15 protein-coding genes are annotated in these 15,671 nt (G+C 72.5%); 12 read left to right on the forward strand and 3 right to left on the reverse strand.

What is annotated here, in order from left to right:
• Nucleotides 1–43 precede the first annotated feature (43 nt).
• A complete protein-coding gene (gene rtcA, locus RDV84_RS11350) occupies nucleotides 44–1,078 on the forward strand; it encodes an RNA 3'-terminal phosphate cyclase (protein ID WP_231736210.1) in 1,035 nt (344 codons plus the stop codon).
• Between the two features lie 107 nt (nucleotides 1,079–1,185).
• Here rtcA and RDV84_RS11355 read toward each other — a convergent pair whose 3' ends face one another.
• Complete coding sequence (locus RDV84_RS11355) at nucleotides 1,186–3,252, reverse strand: hypothetical protein (protein ID WP_309153475.1); 2,067 nt, start codon at nucleotides 3,250–3,252, stop codon at nucleotides 1,186–1,188.
• Between the two features lie 342 nt (nucleotides 3,253–3,594).
• Between RDV84_RS11355 and dusA the strand changes: the two genes are divergently transcribed.
• The 5 genes from dusA to RDV84_RS11380 all read left to right on the forward strand — a co-directional run bounded on the left by dusA (nucleotide 3,595) and on the right by RDV84_RS11380 (nucleotide 8,624).
• Nucleotides 3,595–4,617 (forward strand): tRNA dihydrouridine(20/20a) synthase DusA, encoded by a 1,023-nt coding sequence (dusA, locus tag RDV84_RS11360; RefSeq protein ID WP_309153476.1) that lies wholly within the window; start codon nucleotides 3,595–3,597, stop codon nucleotides 4,615–4,617.
• Nucleotides 4,618–4,812: 195 nt separating this feature from the next.
• Entirely contained in the window at nucleotides 4,813–5,739 is a 927-nt protein-coding gene (locus RDV84_RS11365) for an arginine deiminase-related protein (protein ID WP_309153477.1), read from the forward strand.
• A gap of 179 nt (nucleotides 5,740–5,918) precedes the next feature.
• Complete coding sequence (locus RDV84_RS11370) at nucleotides 5,919–6,257, forward strand: hypothetical protein (protein ID WP_057948978.1); 339 nt, start codon at nucleotides 5,919–5,921, stop codon at nucleotides 6,255–6,257.
• 60 nt (nucleotides 6,258–6,317) lie between these two features.
• Complete coding sequence (locus RDV84_RS11375) at nucleotides 6,318–7,001, forward strand: response regulator transcription factor (RefSeq protein WP_031372686.1); 684 nt, start codon at nucleotides 6,318–6,320, stop codon at nucleotides 6,999–7,001.
• 216 nt (nucleotides 7,002–7,217) lie between these two features.
• On the forward strand, nucleotides 7,218–8,624 hold the full coding sequence (locus tag RDV84_RS11380) for an ATP-binding protein (protein ID WP_057948977.1): 1,407 nt from the start codon (nucleotides 7,218–7,220) through the stop codon (nucleotides 8,622–8,624).
• 525 nt (nucleotides 8,625–9,149) lie between these two features.
• Here the strand turns inward: RDV84_RS11380 and RDV84_RS11385 are convergent.
• Both RDV84_RS11385 and RDV84_RS11390 read right to left on the reverse strand, forming a co-directional pair.
• Complete coding sequence (locus RDV84_RS11385) at nucleotides 9,150–9,896, reverse strand: M90 family metallopeptidase (RefSeq protein ID WP_309153478.1); 747 nt, start codon at nucleotides 9,894–9,896, stop codon at nucleotides 9,150–9,152.
• A gap of 35 nt (nucleotides 9,897–9,931) precedes the next feature.
• Complete coding sequence (locus tag RDV84_RS11390) at nucleotides 9,932–10,213, reverse strand: hypothetical protein (protein ID WP_057948975.1); 282 nt, start codon at nucleotides 10,211–10,213, stop codon at nucleotides 9,932–9,934.
• Between the two features lie 146 nt (nucleotides 10,214–10,359).
• On the opposite strand from RDV84_RS11390, the gene RDV84_RS11395 reads away from it, so the two are divergent.
• From RDV84_RS11395 to RDV84_RS11415, 6 genes are read left to right on the forward strand one after another with little or no spacing between them, the layout of a single operon-like run.
• Nucleotides 10,360–12,192, forward strand: a complete 1,833-nt coding sequence (locus RDV84_RS11395; RefSeq protein ID WP_309153479.1) for a DegV family protein — start codon at nucleotides 10,360–10,362, stop codon at nucleotides 12,190–12,192.
• A gap of 6 nt (nucleotides 12,193–12,198) precedes the next feature.
• A complete protein-coding gene (locus RDV84_RS26270) occupies nucleotides 12,199–12,315 on the forward strand; it encodes a DUF6053 domain-containing protein (RefSeq protein ID WP_425606409.1) in 117 nt (38 codons plus the stop codon).
• Nucleotides 12,316–12,323: 8 nt separating this feature from the next.
• Complete coding sequence (plsY, locus tag RDV84_RS11400; protein ID WP_309153480.1) at nucleotides 12,324–13,001, forward strand: glycerol-3-phosphate 1-O-acyltransferase PlsY; 678 nt, start codon at nucleotides 12,324–12,326, stop codon at nucleotides 12,999–13,001.
• Nucleotides 13,001–14,005, forward strand: a complete 1,005-nt coding sequence (gene birA / locus RDV84_RS11405; RefSeq protein WP_309153481.1) for a bifunctional biotin--[acetyl-CoA-carboxylase] ligase/biotin operon repressor BirA — start codon at nucleotides 13,001–13,003, stop codon at nucleotides 14,003–14,005. Before plsY ends, birA begins: the two co-directional genes overlap by 1 nt.
• Nucleotides 14,002–14,760 (forward strand): type III pantothenate kinase, encoded by a 759-nt coding sequence (locus RDV84_RS11410; RefSeq protein WP_309153482.1) that lies wholly within the window; start codon nucleotides 14,002–14,004, stop codon nucleotides 14,758–14,760. The genes birA and RDV84_RS11410 overlap by 4 nt, the downstream gene beginning before the upstream one ends.
• Nucleotides 14,761–14,783: 23 nt before the next feature.
• Entirely contained in the window at nucleotides 14,784–15,650 is an 867-nt protein-coding gene (locus tag RDV84_RS11415) for an SPOR domain-containing protein (protein ID WP_309153483.1), read from the forward strand.
• The last annotated feature ends 21 nt before the right edge of the window (nucleotides 15,651–15,671 follow it).

Genomic DNA, 15,671 nt, shown 5'->3' on the forward strand with positions numbered 1-15,671 from the left:
GAAACGACAGCGCGCGGCGGAGCCCGCGCGCGCGCGAAAGACCATGGACAAGAAAATGGAAATGATCGAAATCAGCGGCGCGACCGGCGGCGGCCAGCTGCTGCGCACGGCGCTGGCGCTGAGCCTGTGCACCGGCACCGCGTTCGAGATGCAGCACATCCGCGCCAAGCGCAAGCGCCCGGGCCTGATGCGCCAGCACCTCACCGCGGTCGGCGCGGCCGCGCAGATCGGCCGCGCCTACGTCGAAGGCGCGCAGCTCGGCGCGACCACGCTGCGCTTCGTCCCGGGCCAGGTGCAGCCGGGCCGCTACCGCTTCTCCATCGGCACCGCCGGTTCGGCGACGCTGGTGCTGCAGACGGTGCTGCCGGCGTTGTGGGCCTGCGATGCGGCCTCGGAAATCACCGTCGAGGGCGGCACCCACAACCCGCTCGCGCCGAGCGCCGACTTCCTCGCCGAGTGCTACCTGCCGGCGCTGCGCCGGTTCGGCGTGGAGACCGCGTTCGCGCTGCACCGCCACGGCTTCTTCCCGGCCGGCGGCGGCTGCGTGCAGTTGCGCGTCGCGCCCGGCGCGGCCTTGCGCCCGGCGAGTTTCCTCGAGCGCGACCCCGCGCCGCGTCTGCAGGCGACCGCGCTGTTGGCGTCGCTGGCCGACGCGATCGGCCAGCGCGAGCTGCAGGTGCTGGCCGGGCAGCTGAAGTTGGGCCCCGACGCGTTGCAACTGCGCCGCGCGCCGACCGCGCAAAGCCCGGCCAACGTGCTGATGCTGAAGATCGGCGGCGAAGGCCAGCACACCGAGCTGTTCGACGCGCTCGGCGAGCGCGGCGTCGGCGCCGAGCAGGTCGCCGCCGGACTGGCGCGGCGCGTGGGCGAGTACCTGAGCGCGGATGCGGCGGTCGGCGAGCACCTGTCCGACCAGTTGCTGCTGCCGATGGCGCTGGCCGGCGGCGGCGAGTTCACCACCGCCTTCGTCAGCGATCACCTGTCGAGCAATGCGCGCCTGATCGAGAAGTTCCTGCCGGTGGAGATCGACTGGGTCCAGCAGGGCAAGCGCTGCTGGCGGGTGACGGTGAACTCGTGAACAAACATAGCCACGGCGCAAACGAGCAGGCCGCGCGGCCCCACCGCGCGGCCTTTTTCATGGTGCGGCGCTCGTGTCCGCCGATGCCGCGTTTTCGATAGCGCGCCTCAGTAGTTGGCCGGATTGGAACTGAAAGTCACCGGCACGCTGACGCTGACGCAGCCGCCGACCGGCAGCACGATGCCGGCGACGCTGATCGAGGTATTGCCGGCGGCGCCGCCGCCGGAGGGACAGGTGCCCGGGGTAGGGCCGCTGCCGGTGCAAGTCCAGCCGGTGGTCAGGGTCGCGCCGGCCGGCAGGGTGTCGGTGATGGTGGCGCCGTTGGCCGGGTCCGGACCGCTGTCGTTGCAGGCGTTGAGGACGTAGATGGTGCTGGTGCCGGGCGTATAGCTGGTGCGGCTGTCGTCCTTGCTGAGGCGCAGGCTCACCGACGGCCGCACCACCGGCGTGCTGGTCGGGGTCGAATCCGGGCAGGGCGTGGCCAGGGTGCAGTTGGGGTCGCCGCCGCCGGCGACGCGCGCGGTATTGACCAAGGGCCCGGTCGCGGCGAAGGCGACGTTGACGGCGAACGAGAAACTGGAACTGCCCGCCGCGGCGATGGCCGTGTTGCTCTGGCAGGTCAGCACGTTGCTGGCCGCGGTGCAGGCCCAGTTGGCCGCGTTCGCGCCGCCCAGCGCGACCGCGCCGTTGGGCACGCTGAGCCCGGCCGGCAGCGCGTCGGTGACGGTGAGCTGGCCGACCGTGGCGACGTTGCCGGCGTTGGCGACGGCGATGGCGTAGGTGCCGGTGCCGCCGGCGGTGAAGCTGGCCGGCGTGGCGGTCTTGTCCACCGACAGGTTCACGCAGTCCACCGCGAAGTTGACGCTGGAGCTGTTGTTGGCGGTGTTGATGTCGCCGAAGCGGTCGCTGTTGGAGAAGGCGACCGTGGCGGTGTTGGTCACGGTGCTGTTGCAGGTGGCGTTGTTGGCGAGCGTGCCGGTGACGGTGAAGGTCAGCGTGCCGCCGGGCAACAGCGAATAGCCGCCGGTCACGGCGATGTTGCCGCTGCCGTTGGCCGGACAGGTGGAGCCGGCGCTCGCGACGCAGCTCCAGCTGACCCCGGTGACCTGGGCCGGAAAGCTGTCGGCGATGTCGGGCGCGTCGGTGCCGGGGATCGTCGGCGCCTGGTTGCCGGCGACCACCGGGTTGATGTCGTTGTTGCTGACCACCAGGGTGTAGGTCACCGGTTGGCCGCGGCGGATGCGCGGGGCCGAGACGGTCTTGACGATGCCCACGTCGGCCGGCACCGAGGCCAGCATGTTGCGGATTTCGTGGATGTTGTTGAGGCCGCCGGTGGACGCGGCATAGCCCATGCGCAGGTTGGCCGGCGCGGGATAGTTGAAATTGACGTTGTTGAGCAGCACGGTCTGGGTGCCGCCGGTCGGGCCCTGCGAAACGGTGACGGTGTAGCCCGGCTGCGGCGTGTTCGGAATCAGCGCCACCATCAGGTGGTTGCTGGTGGGGCGGGTGGTGACGCTGGGCGAGTCGATGCCGCCGCTCACCGCGGCGTTGGCCAGCCAGCGGTAGCTGTCGCTGGCCGGGCCGCGCAGCACCAGGCGGTCGGACTGGCTGCCGGGGCTGCCGCTGGTGGACGGGCAGCCGCCGGTGACGCCCGGCAGTTGTCCGGAGAAGTTGCCGAACTCGTCCAGCCCCAGGCCGAGGTAGGCGCCGTTGCCGCCGCAATAACCCAGGCTGCCGCCGGGGCTGCCGCCCATGGTGCCGGTGGCGTCGTAGAGGAAGAAGGTGGTGCCATCGGCGCCGTTGCCGCCCCAGTTGACGTAGTCGAACTCGACGGTGACGCCCTGGGTGGACGGAAACGAGCCGCCGGTGTACAGCGCCTGGCCCTGGTGATTGTTGAGGTTGGTGGTCAGGCGCAGCCAGCCGCTGCCGTTGGCGTCGTTGACGTTGTTGGGGATGGCGCCGTAACCGCCGGTCAGGATGCCGCTGCGGTTGGTGCCGGGATTGGTGCCGGTGATGGTCCAGCCCGCCTCGGTGTTGTTGCGGAAGGTCGAGGAGACCTTGAACTGGGCCTGCGCGGCGGGCGCGAACAGCAGCGCCAGCGGTAGCCCGAGCAGCACCCAAGGTGCCGCCGGGCGCAGGCCGGCGTTGCGCGAACAGCGATCGTGTCTATGCATAGCGTTGCGGCTCAGGAGCCGACGTCCCCCATGGGCGCGTCCGGGCGCGATTCGCACGCTCCGCTCAGCGAGATGAAAAACGCGTAAAAACGTGCGCTCGTTGTGCAGGAAAGTTCGCTGGGTCGCAATTTTCGGGCGACTGGCGGCACGTTGGGATGCCCGGCGCGGCGCCGCCGCCGTAGCGGCCGGCGCGGGTGGGGAAGGTGGGCGCCGTGCCTGCGGCTGGCGGCGAGCCGTTGCGCGACGCCGGGCCGACCGAGCGGCTGCCACGCTCACCGTCGCGGCGAGGCCCGCCCTGCCTGGCCGGCGGCCGTGCCGGCCCCAGGCCTTACAATGGCCGCGATGATCCCGACCCCGCCCACCGCCGTCTCGCCCGCCATCCCCGCGCCGCAGGTCCGCCTGTCGGTGGCGCCGATGATGGACTGGACCGATTCCCACTGCCGGGTCTTCCACCGCGCCATCGCCCCGCATGCCCGGCTGTACACCGAAATGGTGCATGCCAACGCCGTCATCCATGGCGACCGCGAGCGGTTGCTGGCGATGGATCCGGTCGAGCACCCGGTCGCGCTGCAACTCGGCGGCAGCGAGCCGGCGTTGCTGGCGCAGGCGGCGCGGATCGGCGCGGATTGGGGCTTCGATGAGGTCAACCTCAATTGCGGCTGCCCGTCCGACCGGGTCCAGGCCGGCCGCTTCGGCGCCTGCCTGATGCGCGAGCCGGACCTGGTGGCCGAGTCGGTCGCGGCGATGATCGGCGCCTGCGCGGTGCCGGTGACGGTGAAGTGCCGGCTCGGCGTCGACGACGAGCACCGTTTCGAGGTGTTTCTCGACTTCGTCGACCGGGTCGCCGCCGCCGGTTGCCGCAGCTTCGTCGTGCACGCCCGCAACGCCTGGCTCAAGGGCCTGTCGCCGAAGGAGAACCGCGAGGTGCCGCCGCTGCGCTACGACTGGGCTTACCGGCTCAAGCGCGAGCGGCCCGGCTTGCAGGTGGTGGTCAACGGCGGCATCGCCGACCTGGCCGAGGCGACCGCGCACCTGGAGCATGCCGACGGCGCCATGCTCGGCCGCGCCGCCTACCACGATCCTTACCTGCTGCACCGCCTCGACGTCGCCTGGTTCGGCGGCGCCGAACGCAGCCGCGCCGAGCTGCTGCGCTCGCTGCGGCCGTACGTGGAGGCCCAGCTCGAGCGCGGCGTGTTCCTCAAGCACATCGCCCGCCACTTGCTCGGGCTGTTCCACGGCGAGCGCGGCGGGCGCGCGTTCCGCCAGATCCTCAGCGAAGGCGCGCACCGGCCGGGCGCCGACTGGGCGCTGATCGAGCGCGCGCTGGCGCTTACCGAATCCTTCGCCGCGCGCGATGCCGCCTGAGGCCGCGGCGCCGGCGCGAGGCCTGTCGCGTCGCCCGATTGCGTACCTGTCTGCGTGGCGCGCCGCGTCCGCGGCGACGCGGTCGCGCCCGATGCCGCGCGCCGAGCGGCCGGGCCGCGACCGCGACCCTGACCTGGGCCCGAGGCCGAGCCCCCAAACGAGCCAGAGCCAGCACCCGAGCCGGAACCCGAGCCGATGATCACCCGCGACCCGCACGCCTTCTTCGAGCACGCCCGCGACCTGGCCCCGGACTTCGGCTCGGCCATCGCCCGCGCCGCGTTCCTGGTCGCGCCCGACGGCTTCGCCCGCGCCGAGCAATCGGCCGGCGACAACCGCTACATGGCGCAGGCCCAGGCCTTCGACGCCGGCCGCGCCGGCGCCCAGCACCGCGCCTTGCACCAGGCCCTGTCGCAGGTCCTGCCGACGGTCTGCTTCGCCGGCGACCCGGAGACGCCCGACGCGCTGTTCCCCAACAACGTCTTCGCCACCGCCCGCGCCGCCGACGCCGCGCCGCGCTACCTGGTCGGGCGCATGCGCCACCCGGTGCGCCAGCGCGAGGCCGCGCGCAGCGACATCCGCCGCTTCTTCGAGGACGTGCTGGGCTACGAGGAAGTGGACCTGTCGCAGCAGCCGCACCCGTGCGAACTGACCGGCGCGATGGTGATCGACCGTTCGCGCGGGCTCGGCTACGCCGGTCTGTCGGAGCGCTGCGACGAACGCGGCGCGGCGCTGATGCACCGGGCCTTCGGCCTGCGCGCCACCTTGCTGTTCGACCTGGCGCAGGGCGAGTACCACACCAACGTGGTGCTGGCGGTGCTGGCCGGACGCGCCGCCCTGGTCAGCCCGGCCGGCTTCGCCGATCCGGCGGTCGCCGCGGCCATCGCCGGGTTCTACGGCAGCCGCGGGATCGTGCTCGACGCCGCCGAGCAGGCCGCCTTCGCCGCCAACGCCATCGCCCTGTCGACGTATACGCTTTGGATGAGCGCGGGCGCGGCCCGGGCCCTGCGCGATGAGACCCGGCAGGCCCTGGCCTCGGCCGGATTCGCGGTGGCGACGGTCGAGCTGGACGCGATCGAGGCCGCCGGCGGCTCCTTGCGTTGCTGCGTCGGCGAGGTGTTCTGAGCATGGCCGGGCGCCGCCGGCCGACCGCACGGCCCCGCTGTGACGCGGGTCCGGGCGGGCTGAATGGCGCCCGGGGGGCGCCGGAAAAGTTCAGATCGGATTCACCGCTGCGTTTCGAAAATGCCGGCACGTCGCTTATTCGCCGCTACATCGTTCCGCTGGGGGCTAGTCCGAACGCCATGCACATCCGCTCCGCCCGCGTCCCGTCGCTGCTGCTCGTCGCCTCGCTGGCGGCCGGCAACGCCTGGGCGCAGCACGACGGCGAGCGCTGGCGCGGCCACGACCGGCGCGAAGGCCAGCAGCAGACCCTGTCCGATTCGGTCCGCCGCTTCGAGAAAGAAAGCGGCGGCGGCCAGGTCCTGAGCGCGGAACGCGTCCCCTTCGACGGCCGCGACGTCAATCGGGTCAAGGTGGTCGATTCCAGCGGCCGGGTCCGGGTCTACATGGACGATCCGCAGCAGCGCGGGCGCCGCGACGACGACCGCCCTACACGCCGCGACGACAACAATAACGACTAACCTTCGCTCCGACGGTCCGCAAAACGATCCTGTCGGGCCGAAATCATCAAGGGAGTGCCCATGCGAATTCTGCTGGTCGAAGACGAAGCGCCGCTGCGCGAGACCCTGGCCGCGCGCCTGAAGCGCGAGGGCTTCGCGGTCGATGCCGCGCAAGACGGCGAGGAGGGCCTGTACATGGGCCGCGAAGTGCCGTTCGACCTGGGCATCATCGATCTGGGCTTGCCGAAGATGTCGGGCATGGAGCTGATCAAGGCCCTGCGCGACGAGGGCAAGAAATTCCCGGTGCTGATCCTGACCGCGCGTTCGAGCTGGCAGGACAAGGTCGAGGGCCTCAAGCAGGGCGCCGACGACTACCTGGTCAAGCCGTTCCACGTCGAAGAGCTGCTGGCCCGCCTCAACGCGTTGGTGCGCCGCGCCGCCGGCTGGAGTAAGCCGACCCTGGAGTGCGGTCCGGTCATGCTCGACCTGGCCGCGCAGACGGTCAGCGTCAACGGCGGCAACGTCGACCTGACCAGCTACGAGTACAAGGTGCTGGAGTACCTGATGATGCACGCCGGCGAACTGGTCTCGAAGGCCGACCTCACCGAGCACATCTACCAGCAGGATTTCGACCGCGACTCCAACGTGCTGGAAGTCTTCATCGGCCGCCTGCGCAAGAAGCTCGATCCCGACGGCGCGCTCAAGCCGATCGAGACCGTGCGCGGCCGCGGCTACCGTTTCGCCATTCCCCGCAGCGGCGACTGAGCCGCTCGTCCGCCGACCGCGCACGTTGACAGCATTCGCGCGGCGGCGATCCAATAGACCGCCGCTTTCGCGGCGGCATGCCCGCTTCCCGGCCGAGACCGCGCCGGCGGCGGTTTCCCCAGTTCGGTCCCAGGAGCAGTTCGGACCCATGCGGCCCGCGCCATCCACCGCAGCGGCCCAGGCGGTCGCGACGGCCACGACTGCCCGGCGGTCGCCATGAGCTGGGGCCAGCCGCGCTCGCTGCGCGCGCGCCAGCTGCTCGCCGCCAGCCTCGGCCTGCTCGCCTTCCTCGCCCTGGCCGGCGTGGCGCTGGACCGCGCGTTCCTGGAAACCGCCGAGAACAACCTGCGCCAGCGCCTGACCAGCTACGCGCTGGCCTACGCCGCCGACACCGACTTCGGCCGCGGCGGCGAGATCATCCCGCCCTACGACCCGCCGGACCCGCGCTTCGACCGCCCGGGCAGCGGCCTGTACGCCGAAGTGATCCTGCCCAACGATCATTGGGACTCGGTGTCGGCGCAGGGCCCCGTGCTGCCCAACGGCGGCATGCTCAAGCCGGCCGAGGAGTCCTTCGAGGGCCCGCTGCCGCTTACCGAGATCAACGGCAAGCCCGGCGAGGCCTATCGCTACGGGCGCGGGCTGATCTGGAGCGTCGACGGCGATCCCAGGAGCGAGTTCCAGTACACGATCCTGATCCTCGAAGACACCAGCGCGCTGCGCCATCAGGTCGGCGTGTTCCGCCAGGCGCTGTGGCGCTACCTCGGCGGCGCCGGCGTGATCCTGCTGTTGCTGCAGGCGCTGATCATGCAGTGGAGCCTGCGTCCGCTGAAGCGCGTGATCGAGGAGCTCAAGCGGGTGCAGCGCGGCATGGCCTCGCGCATGAGCGAGCGCCACCCGCGCGAGCTGGAGCCGCTGACCGAGAGCATCAACGCCTTCATCGAGAGCGAGCGCGAGAACCTGGACCGCCAGCGCAACACCCTGGCCGACCTCGCCCACAGCCTGAAGACGCCGCTGGCGGTGCTGCGCGCGCGCCTGGACGACGACAGCGGCGCGCAGATGGACAAGGAACTGCGCGAGGACCTGGACCTGCAGCTGCGGCGCATGAACGAGCTGGTGTCCTACCAGCTCGCGCGCGCCGCATCCGGCGGCCACGCGCTGTTCGCCGCGCCGATCGCGATCGAGCCGCACGCCGAAGAGATCGTGCGCGGGCTGGAGAAGGTGTACGCGTCCAAGGGCATCCTGTGCGAATTCGATCTCGCCGACGGCGTGCAATTCCACGGCGAGCCGGGCGACCTGCAGGAACTGCTCGGCAACCTGCTGGAGAACGCGTTCAAGTGGGCCAATTCGCGGGTGCTGCTGACGGTCAAGCCCGGCGAGACCGCGGCCCAGCGCCGCCCCGGCCTGCTGCTGGCGGTGGACGACGACGGCCCGGGCATTCCGGCCGAGAAAGTCGCGAAAATCCTGCAGCGCGGCGTGCGCGGCGACGAGCGCGTGCATGGCCACGGCATCGGCCTGGCGATCGTGCAGGATCTGGTGCGCGGGTATCGCGGCACGCTCGACGTCACCGCGTCGGAAGAGCTCGGCGGCACGCGTTTCGAGGTGAAGCTGCCGCCGGGGTTGTAAACGAGGCGTCTTCGGGCGGAAGCGTTTTGGGGCGGCAAGCCTTTCGGGTGCGACGCTTTCCGATCCGTCGCGATGAAGGCTTTGGCGATCTGAGCCGAAAGCGTCGGGGCTGAAGCCCCTCCCACAAAAGTCTTGCTTGCACCGCGATCGCGCAGCGCTCATGTGGGAGGGCCTTCAGGCCCGATGCTTTTCGATCCGCTGCTGTGCGGTATCGAGCGGTCTGAGCCAAGAGCGTCGGGGCTGAAGCCCCTCCCACAAAAGGCTTGCTTGCACCGCGATCACGCAGTGCTCTTGTGGGAGGGCCTTCAGGCCCGACGCTTTCCGATCCGTTGCTGTGCGGTATCGAGCGGTCTGAGCCAAGAGCATCGGGGCTGAAGCACCTCCCACGAAAGTCTTGGCCGCATCGCGATTGCGCAGCGCTCTTGTGGGAGGGCCTTCAGGCCCGACGCTTTCCGATCCGCAGCGATGAAGGTTTCAAGCCGACTGAGCCAAAAGCATCGCGCCTGAAGCCCCTCCCACAAACGCTCAGGCGAACGGCGATTCGCCGTACAGACGGCGCAAGTGGTCGGCTACCTGCGGCATCGCCTCGCGCAGCAAGCGCGGATCGCTGAAGTGGTATTCGGTGGCGACCGCGAAGAATTCCTCCGGCGCTTCGCCCGCATACGGGTCGATCACGACCTCGCGCCCGCTGTCGACCGCTTCGATGAAAGCGTCGTACGCGCTTTGGAAGTCGCGCGCCCATTCGCGCTGCCACGGCCGCGGCAGCGGCGGGGTGCCGTCGAGCGCGCCGTCGAGCGCGTCGAGCTTGTGCGCCATTTCGTGCGCGGCCACGCAGAAGCCCGCGCGCGGGTCGGCGCAGTCGGCGACGACGTCGGCCCAGGACAGGATCAGCGGCCCGGCCTCCCAGGATTCGCCGATCAGCTCGTCTTCCCATTCGTGCAGCACGCCGGCCGCGTCGAGGTGGGTGCGGCCGACCCGGAACGCGTCGGGATAGACGATCAGCTGCGACCAGCCGCGCAAGCCTTCGGCGCCGAACTCCAGCAGCGGCAGGCAGCACAGCGCGGCCAGTTGCGCGCGCTGCAGATCGCCGAGCTCGAACTCGCCGATCGCGCTGATGGTCTTCTCGTGCAGGAAGCGCGCGCTCAACTCGCGCAGGCGCTCGCGCCGCGGCGCGTCCAGGGCTTGCGCCCACGGCACGGCGGCGACGGTGTCGCGCCACAGGGCGTCGTCGATGGCGGCGGGGCGCCGCAGTCGGCGCAGGAATTCGAACAAGGGAAAACCGGTGGAAAGCGGGCGGCGCGCTCAGTTCAGCGGAACATGCCCGGCAGGAAATTATGCCAGCGCGGCGACTGCAGCCGGTTGCCGGCGTCCGAGTCGCTGTGCACGCTCGGCTTGGCCTTGGTGTCGCGCGCGGTCTGCGGCGCGCCGCCGTTGCCGCCGCGGGCCTGGGCGCGCGCGGGCGCGTCCTTGGCCGCGCCGCCGGACGAGCAGGCGTCGTTCGGACTCAGCTTGTTGACCTCGCGCGCGCTCGCCTGCGCCACGGCCAGGCTCGCGGACAGGAACAGCAGGCACAGGCAGATCCGTAACATGGCGGAATCCTAGGGGCGGCGCGGCCCGTAGGGCTGCGGCAGTTGCCGACTATAACGCGAAAACCGTACCGAATCCGGCGGCTCGGGCGGCGGCCTATTGTGCGTTGCAGCAAGACGTGGCACGCATTTGCGCCAGACTCGCGTTCATGTCCGCCTCCCGTCCGCCGCTGACCGCCCCGGCCCTGCGCCGGGCCCTGATCGCCGGCGCGCGCCGGGTCATCGCCGGGCGCGAGGCGCTCAACCGCATCAACGTGTTCCCGGTCGCCGACGGCGACACCGGTAGCAACCTCGCCCACACCCTCGGCAGCCTGCTGAACGGGGCGCTGAGCCGGCGCAGCCGGCACATCGGCGAACTGCTCAAGCGGGTCGGCGACGACGCCATCGACGGCGCCCGCGGCAATTCGGGGGCGATCCTGGCCCAGTTCCTGTTCGGCGTGGCCGAGTACGCGCGTGCCCAACCGGAGCTGGACGCGGCGACCCTGGCCGCGGCCGTGCGCCACGGCGCCGGCAACGCGCGCGCGGCGCTGGCGCATCCGGTCGAGGGCACCATCCTCAGCGTCATCAACGCGTTCGCCGACGCGCTGGACGAGGCCGCGCGCGCCAGCGCCGACGGCGACCCGCGCCCGGGCTTCGCCCGTGCCCTGGCCCAGGCGCGCAGCGCGCTGGCGCGCACGCCGCTGCAGATGGCGGTGTTGCAGCGCGCCGGGGTGGTGGACGCCGGCGCGCAGGGCTTCGTCGACCTGCTCGAGGGCATCGCCGAGTTCGTCGACGGCGGCCCGCGCGCGCTGCGCGTGCGCGGCGCGGGCGCGGCCGCCAACGACGGCTGCGGCGCGGGCCACGGCGACGCGCTGCCGGTCGCGCACGACGCGGTCGATCCGCTGCGGCGCTGGTGCAGCGAATGCCTGTTGCTGGGCGAGAACCTGCCGCGCGAGGCGCTGCGCGACGAACTCGAAGCGCTCGGCGCCGACTCGCTGGTGCTGGCCGGCGGCGCCGCGCGGCTGCGCGTGCACGGCCATGTCGGCTCGCCGCAGTCCTTGTTCGACGCCTGCGCGCGCTTCGGCGCGGTCGAAGGCATGAAGGCCGACGACATGCTGGCGCAGCAGCGCAGCATCGAACACCCGCAGGCGCTGGCGGTGGTCACCGACAGCGCCGCCGACCTGCCCGAGGAACTGGCCGAACGCTACCGCATCGCGGTGGTGCCGGTGCGGGTGTCGGTGGACGGGCGCGATTATCTCGACAAGGCCGGGCTGAGCACGGCCGAGTTCTACCGGCGCATGGCCGCCGGCGCCGACCTGCCGCGCACCAGCCAGCCGCCGCCGGGCGATTTCCGCCGGGTGTTCGATTTCCTCGCAGGCCATCGCCGGCAGGTGTTGTACGTGGGCCTGTCGCGCGCGGTTTCGGGCACGTTGCAGGCCGGCGAGCAGGCGGCCGCGCGCAGCGATGCGCAGCGGGTGCGGGTGTTCGACACCGGCAACGCCGCTGGCGGGCTGGCGCTGCTGGCCTGGCGCGCGGCCGAACTGGCCGCCGACGGCATCGCCCTGGAGGCGGTGCTGGCCGAACTGGAGCGGCTCAAGCCGCTGACCTCGACCTGGGCGATGGCCCGCGATATTTCCCACGCCGTGCGCGGCGGCCGCATCCCACCGTGGGCCGGGCCGCTGGTGCGCTGGACCGGGCTGACCCCGATCGCGCGGATCCGCGCCGACGGCCGCCTGGGCGTGAGCGGCGGCGTGTTCGCCCGCGCCGGCGCGCCGGAAGCCTTCGCCGGCTACATCGCCCGGCGTACCTCGCGCCGGCAGCGCTGGCGCGCCATCGTCGGCCATTGCGACGCGCGCGCCGACGGCGAGCGCCTGCTCGAAGCGCTGCGGCGGCGGCTCGACCTGGAGCAGGCGTTCCTGGTCGAGACCGGGCCGGCGCTGGGCGCGCACGCCGGGCGCGGCGCCTTGCTGGTGTCGCTGCAGCCGGTGCCCGGCGCGGTGTGAGCGCTCCTGTGGGCGGGCTCTCAGGCCCGATGCTTTTGTTTTCGGTTCGCGGCGATCCGACCGGAAAGCGTCGGGCCTGAAGGCCCGCCCACAGGAGCGCAATTCCCGCCGGCTCCCGCATAATCCGCGCCATGCCGTTTTCCGATCTCGCGCCCTCGTTGTCCGCCGCCATCGCCGAACCGCGCTCGCTGGCGCTGTTCGCCGCGGCGTACGCGCTGGGCTCGGTGTCCGGCAGCCTCGTCCTGGGCAAGCTGCGCGGGGTCGACATCCGCACCCAGGGCAGCGGCAACGCCGGCGGCACCAACGCGCTGCGCACCCAGGGCGCGCGCTTCGCCCTCGGCGTGGTCGCGATCGACATCGGCAAGGGCGCGCTGGCCGCGTGGCTGGCGCTGCGCTACGCGCCGCTCGGCGACGGCCTGTCGGTCACCGCGCACGGTTACCTGGCCGCGTTCGCGGCGGTGCTGGGCCACGTCTGGCCGCTGTGGCACGGCTTCCGCGGCGGCAAGGGCGTGGCGACCCTGGTCGGCGGCCTGTTGGTGCTGTGGCCGTTCGTGACGCCGGCGCTGCTGCTGGTGTGGGGCGCGACCATCGCCCTGAGCGGCTACGTCGGCCTGGCCAGCGTGATCGCCGCGCTGAGCCTGCCGTTGCTGGCTTGGTACAGCGACGCCGACGCGCCGCGGCTGTGGTTCTGCGTCGCCGCGGCGGCGCTGGTGCTGTTCACCCATCGCGGCAACCTGGCGCGCCTGCGCGCCGGCACCGAATCGCGCTTCTCCCGCGCGCGGTTGCTGCATCGCTGGCGCCGGGGCTGATGGACGATCGCGCGTTGTTGCAGCGGCTGATCGCCGGCCCGGCCACCGGCGATGCGCTCGCCGCGGCCTCGGGCCAGACCCGCGCCGCGGTGTGGAAGCGGATCGAAGCGCTGCGCGAGGCCGGAGTGGCGATCGAAGCCAAGCCCGGACGCGGCTATGCGCTGTCGCAGCCGCTGGACCTGCTCGACGCGGCCGCGATCGAGGCGGCGCTGTCGGCGCCGGCGCGCGCGCGCCTGGATTCGCTGGACGTCGCCTGGAGCATCGATTCGACCAACAGCGAACTGCTGCGCCGGGCCACGCCCGCGCGCGGCGCGGCGGTGCTGTTGGCGGAACGCCAGACCGGCGGCCGCGGCCGTCGCGGCCGGGTCTGGGCCTCGCCGCTGGCGGCGCACCTGTACCTGTCGCTGGCGCGCGCCTTCGGCGGCGGGCTGGCGCGGCTGGGCGGGCTGAGCCTGGTCGCCGGCATCGCCGCGGCGCAGGCGCTGCACGCGCTCGGTTTCGCCGCGGTGCGGCTGAAATGGCCGAACGATCTGGTCGCGCTGGACGGCGACGGCCTGCGCAAGCTCGGCGGATTGCTGGTGGAAGGCGGCGGCGAATACGCCGGGCCGGCGCGCGCGGTGATCGGCCTGGGCCTCAACGTGCGCATGCCGGCGGCCGCGGCGGCGCAGATCGACCAACCCTGGTGCGATCTGGCCGGGTTGGCCGAACTGGCGGGCGCGCGGCCGCCGACCCGCGACGCGGTCGTGGCGGCCTTGCTCGACGCGCTGCTGCCGGCGCTGGACGAATTCGACGCGCAGGGACTGGCGCCGTTCCTCGACCGCTATGCCGCATTCGACGCGCTCGCCGGGCAAGCGGTCGGCGTGCTCGGCAGCGATCGCGAGCACCGCGGCGTGGCGCTGGGACTGGCCGACGACGGCGCCCTGCGCGTGCGCCTGGACGATGGCGAGGAACGCCGCTTCCACGCCGGCGAAGTCAGCGTGCGCCGCGGCGGAGCCACGCGTTGAACGCCTGGCTGTTCGACCTCGGCAACACCCGGCTCAAGTGCGCGCCGCTGCGCGCCGACGGGCATCCCGGCGATGCGCTGGCGCTGCCGCATCGCGAAGAGGACATCGCCGCCGCGTTGGCGCAGGCGCTGCCGCGCGAGCGCATCGACGTCGCCTACCTGGCCAGCGTCGCCCATCCCGCCCAACGCATGGCGGTGCTGCAGGCGCTGAGCGCGCGCTGCGGCCGCATCAGCATCGCCCGCACCCAATCGCGGTTCCGCGCCGGGGGCTTCGGCGAGGTGCGCATCGCCTACGCCGAGCCGCGCAAGTTCGGCGTCGACCGTTTCCTCGCGCTGCTCGGCGCGCACGCGCACGCGCGCGGCGCGAGCCTGATCTGCGGCGTCGGCACCGCCTTGACCATCGACCTGATCGACGCCGACGGCCTGCACCACGGCGGTTTGATCGCGCCGTCGCCGACGCTGATGCGCGAAGCGCTGCACGCGCGCGCGCCGCAGCTGCCCGAGCACGGCGGCCGCGCGCTCGACTTCGCCGCCGATACCGAGGACGCGCTGGCGCCCGGCGCCGACGGCGCGGCGATCGCGCTGATCGAGCGCAGCCTGGCGCGCGCGGCGCAGCGCCTGGGCGCGCCGCCGCGGCTGTTGCTGCACGGCGGCGGCGGCGAGGCGCTGATGGCGGCGCTGCCGATGGCGCAGGCCGCGCCCGCGCTGGTGCTCGAAGGCCTGGCGATCTGGGCCGCGGTCGAAACTCCGCGCTGAGCGCGGCAGGCTAGAATCCCGGCATGCTCATTCGCGCCCTCATCGTCCTGTTGGCCGCTCTCAACATCGGCGTCGCCGCGTGGTGGATCGCGCGTCCGGCGCCGCCCGCGCCGGTTGCGGAAACCCTGCCGCCGGGCGTGGCCCGGCTGCGGTTGGTCGACGAGGGCAAGCGCGTTGCGGCGGCCAAGCCGGCGCTGGCGGCCGGCGCGGCGGGGCAGGGCCAGCCGCTGCAAGCGCGACCGCTCGATGGGGCGGGTGCCGGACTCAAGCCTGGCGAGGCCAAGACGGCCGAAGTCAAACCGGCGGACAGCAGCGTCGCGCCAGCCAAGCCGGGCGAAGACAGAGCCGGCGAAAGCAAGGCGGGTGAGAGCAAACCGCTCGCAGGCGAAACCGCCGCCGTGCCGCCGCCGCCCGCACCGGCGGTGCCGGCCGCGAAGCCGCAATGCTTCAGCGTCGGCCCGTTCGCCGATGTGGCCGCCGCCGATGCGGCGCGCGCCAAGCTCGTGCCGCTGGCGCAGAAAGTATCGAGCCGCACGCTGTCGGGCGGCGGCAATTCGCGCGGTTGGCGGGTCTATCTGCCGGCCGCCAGCGCCGAGGCCGCGCAGGCCACCGCGCAGCGCATTCGCGCGGCCGGCTTCAACGACCTGTTCGTGATGAGCGGCGCGGAGGCCAACGCGATCGCGCTGGGCCGTTTCCGCAACGAGGAATCGGCGCGCAAGCGCGGCACGGAACTGGCCGCGGCCGGGTTCGCGGCCAAGGTCGAGGCGCTGGGCGAAAGCAACGGCCAGGTCTGGCTCGATGCGGCCACGGTCACCTCCAAGGGCGAAGCCCTGCGCGTCGCCGCCGGCGCGCAACGTTGGCGCGGCATTTCCTGCGACAAGGTGCGCTGAGCGCCGCCGCGGCGCTCGGCT

Origin of the sequence: Lysobacter yananisis (assembly GCF_031199375.1) — a bacterium.
In the GTDB taxonomy this organism is placed as follows: domain Bacteria; phylum Pseudomonadota; class Gammaproteobacteria; order Xanthomonadales; family Xanthomonadaceae; genus Lysobacter; species Lysobacter yananisis.

What these genes read in the sequence shown, in the direction of transcription:
- rtcA (WP_231736210.1), top strand. Translation starts at nt 44, where the DNA reads ATGGACAAGAAAATGGAAATGATCGAAATCAGCGGCGCGACCGGCGGC.
- RDV84_RS11355 (WP_309153475.1), bottom strand. Translation starts at nt 3,252, where the DNA reads ATGCATAGACACGATCGCTGTTCGCGCAACGCCGGCCTGCGCCCGGCG.
- dusA (WP_309153476.1), top strand. Translation starts at nt 3,595, where the DNA reads ATGATCCCGACCCCGCCCACCGCCGTCTCGCCCGCCATCCCCGCGCCG.
- RDV84_RS11365 (WP_309153477.1), top strand. Translation starts at nt 4,813, where the DNA reads ATGATCACCCGCGACCCGCACGCCTTCTTCGAGCACGCCCGCGACCTG.
- RDV84_RS11370 (WP_057948978.1), top strand. Translation starts at nt 5,919, where the DNA reads ATGCACATCCGCTCCGCCCGCGTCCCGTCGCTGCTGCTCGTCGCCTCG.
- RDV84_RS11375 (WP_031372686.1), top strand. Translation starts at nt 6,318, where the DNA reads ATGCGAATTCTGCTGGTCGAAGACGAAGCGCCGCTGCGCGAGACCCTG.
- RDV84_RS11380 (WP_057948977.1), top strand. Translation starts at nt 7,218, where the DNA reads ATGAGCTGGGGCCAGCCGCGCTCGCTGCGCGCGCGCCAGCTGCTCGCC.
- RDV84_RS11390 (WP_057948975.1), bottom strand. Translation starts at nt 10,213, where the DNA reads ATGTTACGGATCTGCCTGTGCCTGCTGTTCCTGTCCGCGAGCCTGGCC.
- RDV84_RS11395 (WP_309153479.1), top strand. Translation starts at nt 10,360, where the DNA reads ATGTCCGCCTCCCGTCCGCCGCTGACCGCCCCGGCCCTGCGCCGGGCC.
- plsY (WP_309153480.1), top strand. Translation starts at nt 12,324, where the DNA reads ATGCCGTTTTCCGATCTCGCGCCCTCGTTGTCCGCCGCCATCGCCGAA.
- birA (WP_309153481.1), top strand. Translation starts at nt 13,001, where the DNA reads ATGGACGATCGCGCGTTGTTGCAGCGGCTGATCGCCGGCCCGGCCACC.
- RDV84_RS11415 (WP_309153483.1), top strand. Translation starts at nt 14,784, where the DNA reads ATGCTCATTCGCGCCCTCATCGTCCTGTTGGCCGCTCTCAACATCGGC.